Genomic DNA, 16622 nt, shown 5'->3' with positions numbered 1-16622 from the left:
TTTAATTTTCAAAGTTCTTACTCAACTATTCTATCTTAAAAACTTTTTAATTTCAAGACTTTTTTGTTGATTTTTTATTTTTATTTCGTCCTTATCTCTTGGACAAGTAATACTATACCACCTTTGTTTTTTATGGTCAAGACCTTTTTTAAAAATTTTAATTTTATTTTGCTATTTTATGTTCATATCCATAAGCTCTTTCTCTAGTTCTAACTTTAGAAACCTTTTTAACCTTTGATACATCTACACCTTGGCAAATTTTTAATGCATCTTTACAAAAATAAAACATAATATCGAAAACTAAAAAAGTTACACATATTAAACATAACCAACTCATCATTTGAGACATTTAAATACCCTCCAAAATTTTATTTTATAAGGTATTCTTTATTTTTATTCACATTTCCTTTACAAAAATTCCTCTATATATTTTCATAATAGATTTATTTAAGTTATTTTTTATCATTAAAAACTTTTAATCTGCACAATTATTTAGTAATTTTTAATATTTACTGTAAGTTTAATAGTAATTTCGCTTTATATTTTTCCAAATAAAAAAAAGATTATACCAAAATATAATTTTTTATTACTAATTATTTAATATATTAAATTCTAATAGTCAATTTACTTGTTACTTGGTATTTTATTTATCCTCAATACAAAAAAACCTCTAGATAGAATAATTCAATCTAGAGAGTTTTATATTATGAAGATTACTCTTCTATTTTATTTTGGCTATTATCTATTGGCTTCATCGTTGGGAATAAAATTACGTCTCTTATCGATGGTGAGTTAGTTAATAACATCATAACTCTATCCATACCTATTCCAAGTCCACCTGTAGGAGGTAATCCTACTTCTAATGCATTTATGAAATCTTCATCCATATCACAAGCTTCATCATCACCTAATTCTTTCTTCCTCATTTGATCCATGAATCTTCCTTTTTGGTCAATTGGGTCATTTAATTCAGAGAAAGCATTAGCTAATTCCCATTTATTTGCAAACGCTTCAAATCTATCAGTTCTTCTTGGGTCTTCAACATTTCTTTTAGCTAACGGAGATACTTCAACTGGATGATGAGTTATAAATGTAGGTTGGATTAATTTATCTTCTCCAAACTCTTCAAATAATGTATTTATAACTTCTCCTCTTCTCATTCCAGGAGTTATTTCTATTCCTTTTTCTTTAGCAACTGCCAAAGCTTCTTCATCTGTATTTATAGTAGAGAAATCTATACCAGTGTATTCTTTAACACAATCTTCCATAGTCATTCTCTTCCATGGAGGAGTAAAGTCTATTTCAGTTCCTTGATAGTTTATTTTCATACTTCCTGTTGCAGCTTCAGCCATATGAGCTATAACATTTTCAGTGATTTCCATCATATCTGTATAATCTGCATATGCTTGATATAATTCTATAGCAGTATATTCTGGGTTATGCTTTATAGACATACCTTCATTTCTAAACATTCTTCCCATTTCATATACTTTATCAAATCCACCAACTATAAGTCTCTTTAAGTATAACTCATTAGCTATTCTTAAGTACATTGGTATATCTAATGTATTATGGTGTGTTATAAATGGTCTAGCATTTGCTCCACCAGCTATAGTATTTAATATAGGAGTTTCAACTTCTAAGAATCCTCTAGTATCTAAGTAGTTTCTTAAAGCTTTTATAGCTTTAGTTCTTATTACAAAAGCTTCTTTTACTTCTGGGTTAACTATTAAGTCAACATATCTTTGTCTATATCTTAAGTCTTGGTCTTTTAATCCATGATATTTTTCAGGCAGTATTTGAAGTGATTTAGATAATAAAATAACTTCATTCGCTTTTATTGATATTTCTTCTTTTTTAGTCTTGAATACTTCACCCTCAACACCTATTATATCTCCTAAGTCATATGTAGAGAATATAGAGTACTCTTCTTCCCCTATTCTATCTAATCTAACATAACATTGAATTCTTCCTTCATGGTCTTGAACATCTATAAATCCAGCTTTACCTTGGATTCTTTTACTCATTATACGACCAGCTATTTTAACAACTTTCCCTTCAAAGTTTTCAAAGTCATTTTTTATTTCCATAGAATCACTAGTTCTATCATATCTACTTTGATGGAATGGATCTCTTCCCATTTCTTGTAATTTAGCTAATTTGTCTCTTCTTACTTGAAGAACTTCACTAAGATCTTCTTGTATTTGATCATTATTCATTTGTTTCCCTCCCGAATTATCTTCTTATTTCTAGTATCTCGAATTTAGCAACACCATCTGGAACTTGAACTTCTACAACATCTCCTATAGTTCTTCCTAAAAGAGCTTTTCCTACTGGAGATTCATTAGATATTTTTCCATCATATGGATCTGCCTCCGCTGAACCTACTATAACATATTCAACTTCTTCATCAAATTCTACATCATTAACTTTAACTATAGATCCTATAGTTACAACATTAACGTCTATTTTACTTTCATCTATGATAACAGCCTTTCTTATCATATTTTCTAACTTTATTATTCTTTCTTCCATTTGAGCTTGCTCATTTTTAGCTTCATCATACTCAGCATTTTCTGATATATCTCCAAAAGATATAGCTACCTTTATTCTATCAGCAACTTCTCTTCTTCTTACAGTCTTTAAAAACTCTACTTCATCTTCTAACTTCTGGTATCCTTCTTGAGTTAACAATATTTCTTTCTTATCTTCCATGACCCCTACAACTCCTTCTTTATGTACTTGGGATTTCTCCCAAATTTATTTTTTAAATTTATATTCTTAGTTTTAATTTATGCGCTATATTATAAGTCACTATTATTCTAATGTCAAGCAGTCCTGCATGTATCCATTAAGCTTAGATACTACTTCTTCATAGCTTTCTATCTTATTGATTTCATCTCTTACTCTTGCTGAATTTCTAAGCCCTTTTAAATACCACGCAACATGTTTTCTCATTTCCCTTACTGCTACATATTCTCCATGTTCTTCAACTGCTAAACCTAAATGTTTAATGGCCGTGTTTATTTTTTCTTCAACAGTCGGTTCAGGTAAAATTTCCCCTGTTTGCATGTAATGGTTTATTCTTTTGAATATCCATGGATTACCTTGAGCACCTCTACCTATCATTATAGCATCACAATTGGTTTTTTCTAACATATTTATTGAATCTTCTACTGTAAATACGTCACCATTTCCTATAACCGGTATGTTTATATTTTGTTTTATTTCAGCTATTATATCCCAATCAGCTTTCCCTGAATAATATTGTTCTCTTGTTCTTCCATGTATAGCTAATGCACTTATTCCACATTCCTCCGCTATTTTTGCAATTTCTACTGCATTTACAGTATTATCATCCCAACCTTTTCTTATTTTTAATGTCACAGGTTTTTCAGAGTTTTTTACTACTGCCGTTAAAACTTCTGCCACTAGCTTAGGATTTTTCATAAGAGCAGATCCATCTCCATTTTTTACAACCTTAGGTGCTGGGCACCCCATATTTATATCCAATATTTCATTCGGATATTCATTCATAATCCTCGATGCTCTTCCCATATATTCTGGATCTGAACCAAATATTTGAACAGCCACTGGGTGTTCTTCCTCTTCTATTTTTAACATCTTCTTAGTATTTTCATCATCATAGCACAACGCTTTTGCATTTATCATCTCTGTATAAAGCATTCCGCAGTTTTGTTCTTTACATATTAATCTAAAAGGAAGATCTGTAACACCTGCCATAGGTGATAAAAAAACTTTATTTTTTAATTCGACATTACCTATTTTCATTTTTAGTCTCCTTCTTTAAATTGCTATTTTATATTATATATATCCAAAAGTTTACCCATTATCACAAAAAAGGAACTGGGTTTATAACCCAATTCCTTGCTACTATTCTTTATTTTTATCGTATATAATTCTTAAACCTTCTAAAGTTAAAAATCTATCTACGCTATCTATACTTTCAGTCTCAGATGCTATTAAATTTGCTAATCCACCTGTAGCTATTACCTTGACTTCCCCTTGACTTAGTTCTTTTTTCATCATTTCTATTATTTTCTCGACTAAGCCTACGTATCCATATATTATACCAGACTGCATAGCAGATACTGTATTTTTACATATGGTACTACCTGGCTTTACTAATTCAACTCTAGGAAGTTTTGATGCTCTTTGGAATAATGCTTCACTTGAAATTTTAATACCTGGAGCAATAGTTCCTCCTAAGTATTCACCTTTATCAGATATAGCACAGAAAGTAGTTCCTGTTCCAAAATCAACTATTATTAATGGGTATCCATATTTTTCAATTCCTGCCACTGCATTAACTATTCTATCTGCTCCTACTTGTTTAGGATTGTCATATTTTATATTTAAACCTGTTTTTATACCAGGCCCGACAACCATAGGTTGTTTTTTACAATATTTTATACAAAAATTTTCAAGTGAATGCATAACATTTGGCACTACAGATGATATTATAACATCTTTTATATCATTCATATCCATATTTTCATATTGGAATAAATTTCTAATGAGCATACCGTACTCATCTGATGTTTTTTCTTTATCTGTGTTTATTCTCCAATGTTTGATTAATTCCTTATTCTTATATATACCTAAAACCATATTGGTATTTCCAACGTCAAATACTAAAAGCATAAATTTACCTTCTTTCTATCTTTTAACTGTCTTAAGTACAGTGACAACTGATCCCACTATAATTGCCGCTAATATCGCTTCTGCTAATGCATTAGCTCCTACTATCCCAAATATTATATAAGCAGGGCTATATACATTAGCATTAGGATTCTTAGATATAAATGCCTCTGCAAATCTTTGTGCGTATAATATATATGTCATACCTAAAACTCCACCAGTATTAACAAGAGTTCCAACAACTCCAGTTATAGCTGCTGGTATAGTTTTTAGTTTATTACCTTTTACTTTTAATTCTAATAGTTTATTGAATCTTTTACTTATAAAAACATAAGTATAGTATGATGCTACCCCTATTAACATTCTCGGTAATATAGATACTAACGGATTCATAAATATAAAGTTTGTAACAGTTGGACCTGTAATCGCCCTCATTAAACTTGTTGCCCCAAATATAAATCCTATGAAAGCACCTGCTAGTGGACCTTCTACTATGGCCCCTATTATAACCGGTATATGCATTATTGTTAAACTCACCACCGGATTTATAGGTACATAACCTATAGGAGTCATAGACATAATTATAGATATAGCTGATAACATGCCTATAACCGTCATCTTCCTCACATCAAGTTTTTTTACTTCTCTACTTTGCTTAGTAGTATTCATAAAAGCACACCTCCGTTCCAGCTCATAAAAGATGCCGGACTTCTAAAATTATTTATTTTTTTTACTTGTATAGTCTGACTCTAATTATTTAGATGCCAGCTATAACAAAATAATTTTATCAGTAGGTATTAACATTGTCAATAATGCTTATTTTTGATGCATATCTTTATATGATAATATATTATTTACGCTATTTGCATTCTTTATTGCATTGATAACGCTTTTTTGGACAACTTCGGTAGCTAAAGAACCTAATAGAGTTATATCTGTTTCAATCTCTCCCGTTGCTATTGTAAATATAGTATCCCCATCATGAGGAGTATGTATCGGAAAAATAGATTTAGCATATCCATTGTGTGCCATCTGAGAAACTTTCTTACACCCAGATTTATCTAATTTAGCATTAGTGGCTACTATACCTATAGTTGTATTGTCGATACTAAATCCACCTTTATTGATTCCATTTTTCATAAGTTCATAGCTATTTAAAATTTTTGTTTTATCTTCACTTAATACTCCTGCTATAACTTTACCATCTTCATATACATCTCCAAAGGCATTTACAGCTATTAAAGCAGACACTACAAGTCCATTATCTAATTTTATAGAATAACTTCCCATTCCACCCTTCATAGCAAAACTAGTCCCTTTTATCTTACCTACAGTAGCTCCACAACCTGCACCATAGTTACCTTGATTTAATTTTGTTTCACTTGCAACTTGACAAGCTTTATAACCCATATCTAAATCAGGTCTACATTTAGGGTTTCCTACTGCTAAATCAAATAATACAGCACCTGTTACTATTGGTACTTTTGCTACACCAACATCAAAACCTATATTTTGTTCTTCTAAAAATTTACTTACTCCACATGTACTTTCAAGTCCAAATGCAGATCCTCCTGTTAACACAACTGCATGAACTTTTTGTATCATATTTACAGGATCTAATAAATCCGTTTCCCTTGTCCCTGGTCCACCACCTCTAACATCTACTCCACAAGTTGCTCCTTTTTCACATATAACTACTGTACATCCTGTTAAACCATCTACGTCTTCTACTTGTCCAACTTTCAATCCTTTTACATCTAATATATTGTTATACATATCCTTTAATCCCCCTTATAGAAACCTCGCCAGACATAATTTCTCTTGTAGTTTTATCTTGTTTTTCTACAATTAAATTTCCATCTTCATTTATATCTAAACACTTAACTTGTTCTTTATTATCACCATTTAGTATATATATATCTTTTCCTGTAATTGCAGAGTACTGTCTACATATATTTAACGTCTCTTCTTTAGAGTTATTATTTACATAGTCTATGTATAATTTTTCAAATTCATTTAATATATTTCTAACTATATCCACTCTTGAAACTTTGTAGCCTTCTTTATATAAAGAAGTCGCTATATCACATATTTCCTGGGAAAACTCCATAGTTTTCACATTTATACCCATTCCCAACACAATATGATTAACTCTTTCAATTTCAGCTGATAATTCTGTAAGTATTCCTGATATCTTCTTGCCATTTAGTATTATATCATTAGGCCATTTTATTAATGTCTTTACTTCAAGATCATTTAAAGCTTTAACTATTGACGCACCTGCTATTAAAGTTATAAATGGCGCTTTATAAGGCATAATATTTGGTTTTAGTACTATACTCATCCATATGCCTTCATGAGATTTAGAATACCACTGTCTACCTAATCTACCTTTTCCCTTTGTTTGCTCTTCACTAATTATTACTGTTCCATCTTCTTTTTCACTAGCTATTTTTTTAGCATAATCATTAGTTGAATCTATAGTTTGAAAATGTATTATATTATTTCCTATAAAGTCTGTATTTAAATCATGACATATATTTTGATGTGTAAGTAAGTCTAAAGGCTTTTCAGCTAACCTATATCCCTTTTTGTTAACTGATTCAATATTGTATCCTTCTTCTTTTAAAGTTTTTATGTGTTTCCATATACCAGCTCGAGAAATCCCTAATTGTTTAGATAATTCTTCACCTGATATAAATTCATTTCCTTTATTTAATATAATTTCTATTATTTTATTTTTCATATTACACCTCATCCTAATGTAATTTTTCTTTCTAATAATTAATTATACCTTGAATCACACTTATATATAAATATTTTTATAAAAAAGAAAATAGGACCTATATAGGTCCTATTAAATTAATCTATTTATTATCTGAGTTATCATCTAAATCTTTATTATCTTTTACCTTATCTAGTTTGACTAAATTTACATCAGATTCTTCTTTTTCTTGTTTTTCTAATGTTACTGCAAGTGAATCATCACCTGTTTCAGGTATCTCTAAAGGTAATTCTTTATCAAATGCTTTAACGAATTGTTCTGAATCTAAAGTCTCATACACTAGTAAAGCTTGAGCTACATAATCTAATCTATCCATATTTTCTTCTAGAATTCTCTTACACTCTTTATACGCAATATCTACTATGTTTCTTATTTCCTTATCTATTTCAAATGCAACTTCTTCAGAGTAATTTCTCTCAGAACCAAAACTATTCCCTAAGAAAACTTCATTTTGACTATCTCCAAATACCATCGGTCCAAGCTTTGTACTCATTCCGTATTTAGTAACCATAGCTCTTGCAGTTTGAGTAACTCTTTCTAAGTCATTAGATGCTCCTGTTGATATATCATCTAAAACTAATTCTTCAGCAACTCTACCTCCAAGTGCCATTATAATAGTTTCTTTCATTTCTTTCTTAGTTCCATACATCTGATCTTCTTTTGGAAGTGGCTCTGTAAATCCACCAGCTCTACCTCTTGGTATTATTGTAACTTGATGTAGAGAACTTATGTGAGGAAGTACATGCATACAAATCGCATGACCTGCTTCATGGTAAGCTGTAAGTTTTCTATCCTCAGGACTTACAACTCTAGATTTTTTAGCTACCCCAACCATAACCTTTGTTATAGCTTCTTCTATAGTTCCCATATGAATTTTCTTTTCTCTTCTTCTAGCTGTAAGTATTGCAGCCTCATTCATTATGTTTTCTATATCAGCAGGAGTAAATCCTGGTGTTCTTCTTGCTAAAACAGATGGTTTAACATCATCTGCTAAAGGTTTATTTTTAGAATGAACTTTAAAGATAGCTTCTCTACCTTTAACGTCCGGAGCTCCAACAACAACTTCTCTATCAAATCTACCTGGTCTAAGTAATGCTGGATCAAGTATATCAGGTCTATTTGTAGCAGCCATTATTATTATCCCTGGATTTATTCCAAATCCATCCATCTCAACTAGTAATTGGTTAAGAGTCTGCTCTCTTTCGTCATGACCTCCGCCAAGACCAGCCCCTCTTTTTCTACCAACTGCGTCTATTTCATCTATGAATATTATAGCTGGTGCGTTTTTCTTTGCTTGTTCGAATAAGTCCCTTACTCTAGAAGCACCAACCCCAACAAACATTTCAACGAAATCAGATCCACTTATGCTAAAGAATGGCACTCCTGCTTCTCCTGCAACTGCTCTTGATAAATAAGTTTTACCAGTACCAGGAGGACCTACCATAAGTATACCTTTTGGTATTCTTGCACCTAAATCAATATACTTTTTAGGATTTTTTAAGAAATCAACAACTTCTTGTAAATCTTCTTTTTCTTCATTAAGTCCTGCCACATCTTTAAATGTAACCCTTGTTTTTTCATCATCTTTATGTACTTTAGCTTTAGATTTACCAAAGTTCATAACTTTTCCGCCTCCACCTTGAGACTGATTCATAAATACAAACCATAATATTAACATAAAGAATATTAATAATAATGTTGGTAGCATTTCTACAAACCAAGGTGCAGATGGTTTTGCCTCTCCACTAAATATTAATTTGCCTTCTTTAGATTGGGCTAGTACCTCATCAGCAAGTTTATCTCCCATTACCTCTTGTGGCACATATGCTCTAAATTTAGTATTTTTATCTTTTATTGTTCCTTCTACAGCTGTATCGCTTATAAAGTGTAATCTTGATATATTTCCATCAGTTAATTCTTGATATACTTTAGAAAATTCTAGATTTTGTACTTTTTCTGCTGGCTTACCTGAAAACTGCACTATTCCTACTATTATTATTAATATTAGTAAGTAGAAACCTATTCCCTTGAAAAGTTTATTCAAAAGAAGCCCTCCTTTCATACGTTGTTTTTATTCTATAGTTTCTTAAAGCTAACCTTTAAGACTTCTTTTGTATTTGAATCAATTTTATAGTTTTCACTGATTCTATTATCCCCTACACACATTATTCCCTGTTCATCAGTAATTATAGGAATTTTGCATCTATCTTCTCTTGGGATTTTTAGATCTATGAATAGTTCTTTAACTTTTTTGCTTCCTACAGCAAGTTTTATTTTATCTCCTTGCTTTCTATTTCTTACAATTATACCTCCTTTTATCTTATTAAAATCAAACCCTTTAGATGTCTTATCTATTTTTATACTTCTATATCTATCTATACTCATTGTTTGGGTTTCCATAATTAGGTTTAGCTCTTTTAATTTAATAAATCCGTTACTAGGTATATTATAACAAAATTCTATTTCTTCATTAACAATTTCTTTTGTAGTTAATATTATGATATTTTTTCTTCTATATGCAAACATTCCTCTTGGAAGAGTAATTTTTTTATCAACTTTATTTTCGTTTTCTAACTCCATAACATCTTCTATATGTTTTTGGTCTACAAAATTAGTGTCTCCTAATATTTGTTTTATAGCGTTTCTTAAGATTCTTGTTTTTATGGCATTGTGTAAATTAACATACTGTTGTAAGTTTATTTCTACAGAATCTTGGCTAATCTTGCAAACTTCTTTAAATTTAGCCTTAGCCTCATTGTCAATGTAATCGCTATCATTTCTTAGGCTACTGCTCATCCTTACTATAGATTCTATTACATTTGGATTAAAATTATCCTTCATATAAGGTATTAATTCTAATCTAATTTTATTTCTAGTATATATACTCTCTAAGTTTGTCTGATCTATTCTAGGATTTAAATTATGTTGTTCGCAATATTTCTCTATATCAATTCTATCTATATCTAGTATAGGTCTAATTATACCATTTTCTCTAATATATTCTATTCCTCTTAAACCTTGAAGTCCTGTTCCTCTCATGATACGCATTAGTATAGTTTCTGCTTGGTCATTTTGGTTATGACCTATAGCTATTTTATTAGAATGTGTCTTTTTTTTAATTTCTTCAAACATTTCGTATCTAAGCTTTCTAGCTCCTTCTTCTACAGATAACCCATGCTTATCACAATACTCAGGTACATTGATGGATTTTACAAAAAATGTAATTCCCATTTCTTCACATATTCGTGATATATATAAAGCATCCTTTTGCGCTTCTATTCCTCTTATTTGATGATTTAAGTGTGCTGCATATACTTCTATATCCATCTGTTCTTTTAATCTTTTAAGTATGTGCAATAAACAAACTGAATCCGGTCCTCCTGAAAGACCTAATACAATTTTATCTCCTTCTTCTATCAAATTATATTTATTTATAGTACTCTGTACCTTTTCAAAAATCATATTTATACCTCTTACACTTAGTTTTTATTAACTTTTATGTATAGTTTCTATAAAAAAACTATAAACCCTTGTATCTTTTTCCAAAAGATATAAACTTTAATATTATTATTATAATACCAAATAAACTAAATAAAAGGTAGTGTTTTAAATAGCTTTATTTTAATTTATATTATTAAACATTTATTCATCTTTCTTATAAATATACTTTATTTCTTGGTTTCTACTATTATTTCTATAACATTTCTTCCTTGGAATAAATCCATTATTTTAATATCATATTCTACATTTATCTTTATACAATTTTCCCTAGATTTATCTATATTTAGCTTTTTAGTATTTGTCTCTATTATAAATAATCCTTGTGGAGTTCTATATCTTGATATATGATTATTTTCCTTTTTTAAAATCATTACAGAGTTAGTATTTCCAAATTTTTTTATGCTAACTTCATCTTCAGATATCTTTATAGTAGTTGTAACCTTTATACCCTCTTCCTCTTCTTTATATACAACAAATGTGTAATTATTTTTATTATATACATCAGCATTTGCATTTACTTTTATAGTATCTACATATCCTTTTTCATCATATTGTTTCGTAATTATGCTCAATTTTGCATTCATATTAATTTCCTCCTAAACAAGTATAAACTTTAGACTTATAAGGCCTAAAGTTTATATCAACAGTATTAGTATTTTTGTATCTCTACATTTTTTATATTTTCGATTTCTTTTTTCAAGAATTCGCCTGCTATATTAGCAAACTTTTCAGGTATATCAGAAACATAGTATTCATATAAAGCTTTTGATTTAGTTTCGTTCATTAAACCTTGCTTTTCTAAAATTCCCTTTAAATCTATAGCTGTTTCTTTAGCAGGATTAACTAATTTTATTTTTTCCCCAACAACTTCACCTATAGTTCTTTTAAGTATTGGGTAATGAGTACACCCTAATACTAAAGAGTCTATATCTTGCTTGATTAAATCATCTAAATATCTCTTAGCTGTTAAAGATGCTATATCAGTATTTGACCATCCCTCTTCAACTATAGGTACAAATAAAGAACATGCTCTATCTATTATTTTTATATCTTTATCTATTTTTCCGATTTCTAAATTATATGCCTTAGAAGTTATAGTTCCTTCAGTTCCTATTACACCAACAACTTTATTTTTTGTAGAATATGCTGCTGTTCTAGCTCCTGCCTCTATAACTCCTATTATAGGTATATCATACTTTTCATTAGCTTCTTTTAAAGCTCTAGCTGTAGCAGTATTACATGCTATAACTATTGCCTTTACATTTTTAGAAAGTAAAAAGTTTATTGCTTGAAAAGTATACTTTATAATTGTATCCTTTGACCTTGAGCCATAAGGAACCCTAGCCGTATCTCCAAAGTATACTATATCTTCATTAGGTAATATTTTCATTATTTCCTTTAAAACGGTTAATCCGCCTAATCCAGAATCAAATACACCTATTGGTCTATTACTCATAAGTCGCACCCTCTTTACTTTTTTGAATCTATAGCTAATTTAATAAGCTCGTCTATAAGATTTTGATATTCTAACCCTGTCGCTTCCCACATTTTAGGATACATACTTATATTAGTAAACCCTGGTAAAGTATTTATTTCATTTATAAATATTTCACCTGAGTTTTTATCTATAAAGAAATCAACTCTAGAAAGTCCTTTTCCATCTATTGATTTAAATGCTTCTACAGCCATCTTTCTTATACTTTCCATATCCTCTTTACTTATACTAGCTGGTATTTCATAAGTAGATGTTCCATTTATATACTTATCTTCATAGTCATAGAAATCTTTAGCTGGCTTTATTTCACCTGCTATAGATGCTTCAACTTGATCATTTCCAAGGACTGCTACTTCTATTTCTCTAGCATTTATTCCTTGTTCTAAAACAATTCTAGAGTCATATTGTAGCGCTTCATTTATTCCTTCTAAAAGTTCTTCTCTATTGTTAGCTTTTGATATTCCTACGCTAGATCCTAAGTTTGCTGGTTTAACAAATACTGGGTAATTTAATTTTTCTTCTATTTTATCTAATTGACCTTCTTTATCTTTGTTGAATGACCATTTATTAGTGTCTGTATAATTAACTTGAGGTAATCCTATTTCAGTAAATACCTTTTTACATATAAGCTTATCCATACCTACACTTGAAGCTAAAACTCCACATCCTACATATGGTATTTGGCTTATTTCAAATAATCCTTGAATAGTTCCATCTTCTCCATATGGACCATGTAAAACAGGGAATAATACGTCTATTTTTTCTACACGACCATCTTCAAATAATATTCCTACTTCTTTGTTTCCTGATGGAACTAAGTTAATTTCTACATTTTTATTAGCTAAATTAACCCATTCTCCATTTTTTATATTTTCTTCATTACCTTCGTAATACATCCATTTTCCATCTTTAGTTATTCCTATAGTTAAAACGTTATACTTTTCTTTGTCAATGTGTTTATATATTGAAGCTGATGATAATAGAGAAACTTCGTGTTCTCCTGACTTACCACCAAATATTAATGCTATGTTAAGTTTATTCATAATTGTACTCACCCTCCTGGTGTATAATTTTATCATTATCAAAATATTATATGTCTTTTATCCTCTAAATGATTATTATAGTTTATTTTAACAAAAAAAATAAAGAAGCAAAAGCTTCTTTATCTAAATTTTAAGTATTTTATTTAACTATTTCGCAAAAACATGGTTTCCTATTCTCATATATGGATCTAAAGTTCTTATCCATTTACATGTAGCTATCTCTGGATTCCAAAAGTATATGGCTTGATTAGTTGGATCTAAACCATATAAAGCTTCTCTAGCTGCTTTATATGCACTTTCTGTTGGCTGCATGTTTATTGAACCATCATTTACTACCGAGAATGCATTTTTTTGGTATATAACATCTTTTATGCTATTTGGGAATCTTGAATCTTTTACTCTATTTATAACTACTGCAGCTACCGCTACTTGTCCTTCATAACTTTCGCCTCTAGCTTCTCCTGTAATTAATTTAGATAATAATAATAATTCCTCATTAGTTATACTTATCACTTCTTTTCTTTTTTCAACCGTATTACTTTTTATAGTTAATGGTTTCTCACTATCTTGTATTTTCATTCCCTCTGCTAGTACTTGCTGTGTAGGAATAAATACATAAATTGAAACTAATAAAGATACTATTAGTTTATAGCACCTATCCATAGTTAATGTCACTCCTTTTTGATTTGTCAATTTTTTAGAATAATTTATCTAGTATTTCAACTATTTTAAATTTAACTTGTACTCTACTTGTTTGAGCTTTATCCTTTTGAGTTATCAGTTCATATTCTTCTTTAGTTAAAACTTCTTTTAATCTTTTATCTGTTTCTTTATCTATTACTCCACTTTTATCATCTACAAAACATAATGGAGGAAACATTACACACCACCAATTCCTACCTTGACCGTCTCCAATAATTATTCTTAATGCTTTATATTCACCCGCTGGAAGTACAATATTTGAGTATTGCTTAGTTGGGAAATTAGTGTACTCTATTCCTACCTTTACATCATAGCTATAACCATTTTCATTAATAATATTCTTACTTATTTTTTCTAACTGTCTATATTCATTTTTTATAATTTTTTCGCTTTCTTTTATACTGCTTGATTTAATTAGCTTCGGTTGTAAGTATTGTATAATTGCATCTCTTACTTTTAGCTTTAATTCTTGATCTTTATCAGAATCACTATTTGCTAGAACATGAAATCTTATTAATTTTTCTTTATAATTTACAGAAATATTATCTATCTTTTTTACTTCCCCACTTATTGTAATAGTCATAACTCCTATTACACATATTAAACTTAAAATTAATATAGTTAATCTTATTTTTACCTTTTTCATTAAATATATCCCCCTCAAAATATTTCTATTTTGAGTATGTCCAATATTCATTTTTTTATACAAAAAAGATAGAACCACTCACACTTATACTAATCTTTAGCTATTTGTGTGAAAGCCTTCTATCTTTATCAAAATCGGTGCTCTACCATTATATAATCTTTTATTAAATATCTTTATTGTTCATAGCTCTTTCAATCATAAATTGTTCTGCTTTTTCTATATGTTCTCTAGCATGCTTCTTAGCAAGTTCATTATCTCCCTTTTTTATAGCCTCTAATATAAGTTTATGTTCGTTTACTATACTAAGAGATGAGTCATAATCCGATATATATGTAACCCTAAACCTGTATACTTGTTCCCATAAAGAATTTATTAATTGATGTAACTTTTTATTATTCGTTGCTTTAAATATACATTCATGGAATTCAACATCCTTTTTAAGCAATGTATCTACATCTGAGGCGATAGTAAGCTCTTCAAATTCTTTAACTATTATTTCAAGCTTTTTTATATCGTCTGGATTTATTCTTTCAGCTGCTAAAGATGCTGCTAAACCTTCTAGACTAGCTCTTATTTCTAATACATCAATTATATCTTTTAAAGACATATTAGCTACATATGCTCCTTTTCTAGGAAGCATAACAACTAATCCCTCTAATTCTAACTTTCTTATAGCTTCTCTTACTGGAGTTCTACTTACTCCTAATTGTTCCGCTAATTGAACTTCCATAAGTCTTTGACCTGGCTTTAATTTCCCCTCTAATATAGCTTCCCTTAAGTTTTCAAAAACTACGTCTCTTAACGGTTTATATTCATCTAAATTCAATTTGTTTAAATTATCCATTAATCTCAACTCCTTTTTCACTACTATTAACAACATATACTTGTTCATATTTTTCAAGTAATATCTCTTTACCCTTTAAAGCTTCTTCTTCGCTTTTAAATAATCCAAAAACCGTTGGTCCACTACCACTCATCATAGATCCTAATGCATTATTATCCATCATTATTTTTTCTATTTCCTCTATTTCTTTGTGGCGTTTACAAGTTACACTTTCAAGCACATTTACCATATGTTTTGCTACAGATTCTATATCTTCTTTTTCTAAATAATTTATCAGGTTCTTATTATTCGGCCTATCTTGAATATTATTTAGGTCTAAACCTTCATAAACTTCTTTAGTAGATACAAATAAATTAGGTTTACACACCAGTATACTAACATTATGCGGTAGCCCTTTGATATATGTAAGCTTTTCACCTACTCCATAAGCTAAAGCTGCTCTTCCAGATATACAATATGGCACATCTGCACCTAATGAAAATCCGATTTCTTGTAAATCATTTTCTTCTAGATTTAAATTCCAGATTTTATTAAGACCTACTAAAACTGCTGCTGCGTTTGAGCTACCTCCAGCCATTCCAGCTGCTATAGGTATATTTTTTTGTATAAATATTTCTATTCCTTTATTTATATTAAATTTATCTTGTAATAATTTAATAGCTTTGTAAACTATATTGTTGTTATCTAAGGGCACATCTTTACTATTACTTTTTATGATTATATCGTCCGTACATAACTCTTTTATTTTTATGATGTCATACAAATCGATCGTCTGCATTATCATTTCGACTAAATGATATCCATCTTCTCTTTTCCCCAATACATCTATTGATAAATTTATTTTAGCTCTACTTTTTAATTCTATAGAATTCATTTTAGCCTCCTTGATACATAATATAATGCATGCATAACTACTAACATTATACTACAAAAAATAAGATAAT

At 29.5% G+C, this 16622-nt stretch carries 17 protein-coding genes; all 17 read right to left on the bottom strand.

What is annotated here, in order from left to right:
- Positions 1 to 163 precede the first annotated feature (163 nt).
- The 17 genes from JWF52_RS05465 to ispE all read right to left on the bottom strand — a co-directional run bounded on the left by JWF52_RS05465 (position 164) and on the right by ispE (position 16552).
- A complete protein-coding gene (locus tag JWF52_RS05465) occupies positions 164 to 349 on the bottom strand; it encodes a hypothetical protein (RefSeq protein ID WP_208332335.1) in 186 nt (61 codons plus the stop codon).
- A gap of 364 nt (positions 350 to 713) precedes the next feature.
- Positions 714 to 2219, bottom strand: coding sequence for a lysine--tRNA ligase (lysS, locus tag JWF52_RS05460; protein WP_208332334.1), 1506 nt, complete (start codon positions 2217 to 2219; stop codon positions 714 to 716).
- 16 nt (positions 2220 to 2235) lie between these two features.
- A complete protein-coding gene (gene greA, locus JWF52_RS05455) occupies positions 2236 to 2715 on the bottom strand; it encodes a transcription elongation factor GreA (RefSeq protein WP_208332333.1) in 480 nt (159 codons plus the stop codon).
- A 102-nt stretch (positions 2716 to 2817) separates the two neighbouring features.
- Positions 2818 to 3792 (bottom strand): tRNA dihydrouridine synthase DusB, encoded by a 975-nt coding sequence (gene dusB, locus JWF52_RS05450; protein ID WP_208332332.1) that lies wholly within the window; start codon positions 3790 to 3792, stop codon positions 2818 to 2820.
- 102 nt (positions 3793 to 3894) lie between these two features.
- Positions 3895 to 4665, bottom strand: coding sequence for a type III pantothenate kinase (locus JWF52_RS05445; RefSeq protein ID WP_208332331.1), 771 nt, complete (start codon positions 4663 to 4665; stop codon positions 3895 to 3897).
- A 15-nt stretch (positions 4666 to 4680) separates the two neighbouring features.
- Positions 4681 to 5331 carry an ECF transporter S component gene (locus JWF52_RS05440; RefSeq protein ID WP_208332330.1) on the bottom strand — a complete coding sequence of 217 codons (651 nt, stop codon included), beginning with the start codon at positions 5329 to 5331 and terminating at the stop codon, positions 4681 to 4683.
- Positions 5332 to 5478: 147 nt separating this feature from the next.
- Positions 5479 to 6438: a P1 family peptidase gene (locus JWF52_RS05435; RefSeq protein ID WP_208332329.1), complete on the bottom strand. Its 960-nt coding sequence runs from the start codon at positions 6436 to 6438 to the stop codon at positions 5479 to 5481.
- A complete protein-coding gene (locus JWF52_RS05430) occupies positions 6431 to 7408 on the bottom strand; it encodes a biotin--[acetyl-CoA-carboxylase] ligase (RefSeq protein WP_208332328.1) in 978 nt (325 codons plus the stop codon). The genes JWF52_RS05435 and JWF52_RS05430 overlap by 8 nt, the downstream gene beginning before the upstream one ends.
- 121 nt (positions 7409 to 7529) lie before the next feature.
- Positions 7530 to 9509 (bottom strand): ATP-dependent zinc metalloprotease FtsH, encoded by a 1980-nt coding sequence (gene ftsH, locus JWF52_RS05425; protein ID WP_353654878.1) that lies wholly within the window; start codon positions 9507 to 9509, stop codon positions 7530 to 7532.
- Positions 9510 to 9523: 14 nt separating this feature from the next.
- A complete protein-coding gene (gene tilS, locus JWF52_RS05420; protein WP_208332326.1) occupies positions 9524 to 10909 on the bottom strand; it encodes a tRNA lysidine(34) synthetase TilS in 1386 nt (461 codons plus the stop codon).
- A gap of 206 nt (positions 10910 to 11115) precedes the next feature.
- On the bottom strand, positions 11116 to 11532 hold the full coding sequence (locus JWF52_RS05415) for a YwiB family protein (protein WP_208332325.1): 417 nt from the start codon (positions 11530 to 11532) through the stop codon (positions 11116 to 11118).
- Between the two features lie 65 nt (positions 11533 to 11597).
- Positions 11598 to 12404, bottom strand: coding sequence for a glutamate racemase (gene murI / locus JWF52_RS05410; protein ID WP_208332324.1), 807 nt, complete (start codon positions 12402 to 12404; stop codon positions 11598 to 11600).
- Positions 12405 to 12418: 14 nt separating this feature from the next.
- Positions 12419 to 13486: a D-alanine--D-alanine ligase gene (locus JWF52_RS05405; protein WP_208332323.1), complete on the bottom strand. Its 1068-nt coding sequence runs from the start codon at positions 13484 to 13486 to the stop codon at positions 12419 to 12421.
- Positions 13487 to 13633: 147 nt separating this feature from the next.
- On the bottom strand, positions 13634 to 14149 hold the full coding sequence (locus tag JWF52_RS05400; protein WP_208332322.1) for a cell wall hydrolase: 516 nt from the start codon (positions 14147 to 14149) through the stop codon (positions 13634 to 13636).
- Positions 14150 to 14183: 34 nt separating this feature from the next.
- Positions 14184 to 14834 (bottom strand): stage II sporulation protein R, encoded by a 651-nt coding sequence (gene spoIIR / locus JWF52_RS05395; protein ID WP_208332321.1) that lies wholly within the window; start codon positions 14832 to 14834, stop codon positions 14184 to 14186.
- A gap of 163 nt (positions 14835 to 14997) precedes the next feature.
- The gene (locus tag JWF52_RS05390; RefSeq protein ID WP_208332320.1) at positions 14998 to 15678 is read right to left on the bottom strand and encodes a GntR family transcriptional regulator; all 681 of its coding nucleotides are present in this window, start codon (positions 15676 to 15678) and stop codon (positions 14998 to 15000) included.
- Positions 15671 to 16552 carry a 4-(cytidine 5'-diphospho)-2-C-methyl-D-erythritol kinase gene (gene ispE, locus JWF52_RS05385; RefSeq protein ID WP_208332319.1) on the bottom strand — a complete coding sequence of 294 codons (882 nt, stop codon included), beginning with the start codon at positions 16550 to 16552 and terminating at the stop codon, positions 15671 to 15673. The genes JWF52_RS05390 and ispE overlap by 8 nt, the downstream gene beginning before the upstream one ends.
- Between the last annotated feature and the right edge of the window lie 70 nt (positions 16553 to 16622).

Origin of the sequence: Clostridium sp. CCUG 7971, assembly GCF_017590215.1 — a bacterium.
Lineage (GTDB): Bacteria > Bacillota > Clostridia > Peptostreptococcales > Peptostreptococcaceae > Faecalimicrobium.
The sequence above is the reverse complement of the archived record's forward strand: the minus strand, read 5'-3'. Positions and strand labels throughout refer to the sequence as shown.

Bases quoted from the DNA above. Each gene is read 5' to 3' on its own strand.
- JWF52_RS05465 (WP_208332335.1), bottom strand. From the start codon at position 349: ATGTCTCAAATGATGAGTTGGTTATGTTTAATATGTGTAACTTTTTTA.
- lysS (WP_208332334.1), bottom strand. From the start codon at position 2,219: ATGAATAATGATCAAATACAAGAAGATCTTAGTGAAGTTCTTCAAGTA.
- greA (WP_208332333.1), bottom strand. From the start codon at position 2,715: ATGGAAGATAAGAAAGAAATATTGTTAACTCAAGAAGGATACCAGAAG.
- dusB (WP_208332332.1), bottom strand. From the start codon at position 3,792: ATGAAAATAGGTAATGTCGAATTAAAAAATAAAGTTTTTTTATCACCT.
- JWF52_RS05445 (WP_208332331.1), bottom strand. From the start codon at position 4,665: ATGCTTTTAGTATTTGACGTTGGAAATACCAATATGGTTTTAGGTATA.
- JWF52_RS05440 (WP_208332330.1), bottom strand. From the start codon at position 5,331: ATGAATACTACTAAGCAAAGTAGAGAAGTAAAAAAACTTGATGTGAGG.
- JWF52_RS05435 (WP_208332329.1), bottom strand. From the start codon at position 6,438: ATGTATAACAATATATTAGATGTAAAAGGATTGAAAGTTGGACAAGTA.
- JWF52_RS05430 (WP_208332328.1), bottom strand. From the start codon at position 7,408: ATGAAAAATAAAATAATAGAAATTATATTAAATAAAGGAAATGAATTT.
- ftsH (WP_353654878.1), bottom strand. From the start codon at position 9,509: ATGAAAGGAGGGCTTCTTTTGAATAAACTTTTCAAGGGAATAGGTTTC.
- tilS (WP_208332326.1), bottom strand. From the start codon at position 10,909: ATGATTTTTGAAAAGGTACAGAGTACTATAAATAAATATAATTTGATA.
- JWF52_RS05415 (WP_208332325.1), bottom strand. From the start codon at position 11,532: ATGAATGCAAAATTGAGCATAATTACGAAACAATATGATGAAAAAGGA.
- murI (WP_208332324.1), bottom strand. From the start codon at position 12,404: ATGAGTAATAGACCAATAGGTGTATTTGATTCTGGATTAGGCGGATTA.
- JWF52_RS05405 (WP_208332323.1), bottom strand. From the start codon at position 13,486: ATGAATAAACTTAACATAGCATTAATATTTGGTGGTAAGTCAGGAGAA.
- JWF52_RS05400 (WP_208332322.1), bottom strand. From the start codon at position 14,149: ATGGATAGGTGCTATAAACTAATAGTATCTTTATTAGTTTCAATTTAT.
- spoIIR (WP_208332321.1), bottom strand. From the start codon at position 14,834: ATGAAAAAGGTAAAAATAAGATTAACTATATTAATTTTAAGTTTAATA.
- JWF52_RS05390 (WP_208332320.1), bottom strand. From the start codon at position 15,678: ATGGATAATTTAAACAAATTGAATTTAGATGAATATAAACCGTTAAGA.
- ispE (WP_208332319.1), bottom strand. From the start codon at position 16,552: ATGAATTCTATAGAATTAAAAAGTAGAGCTAAAATAAATTTATCAATA.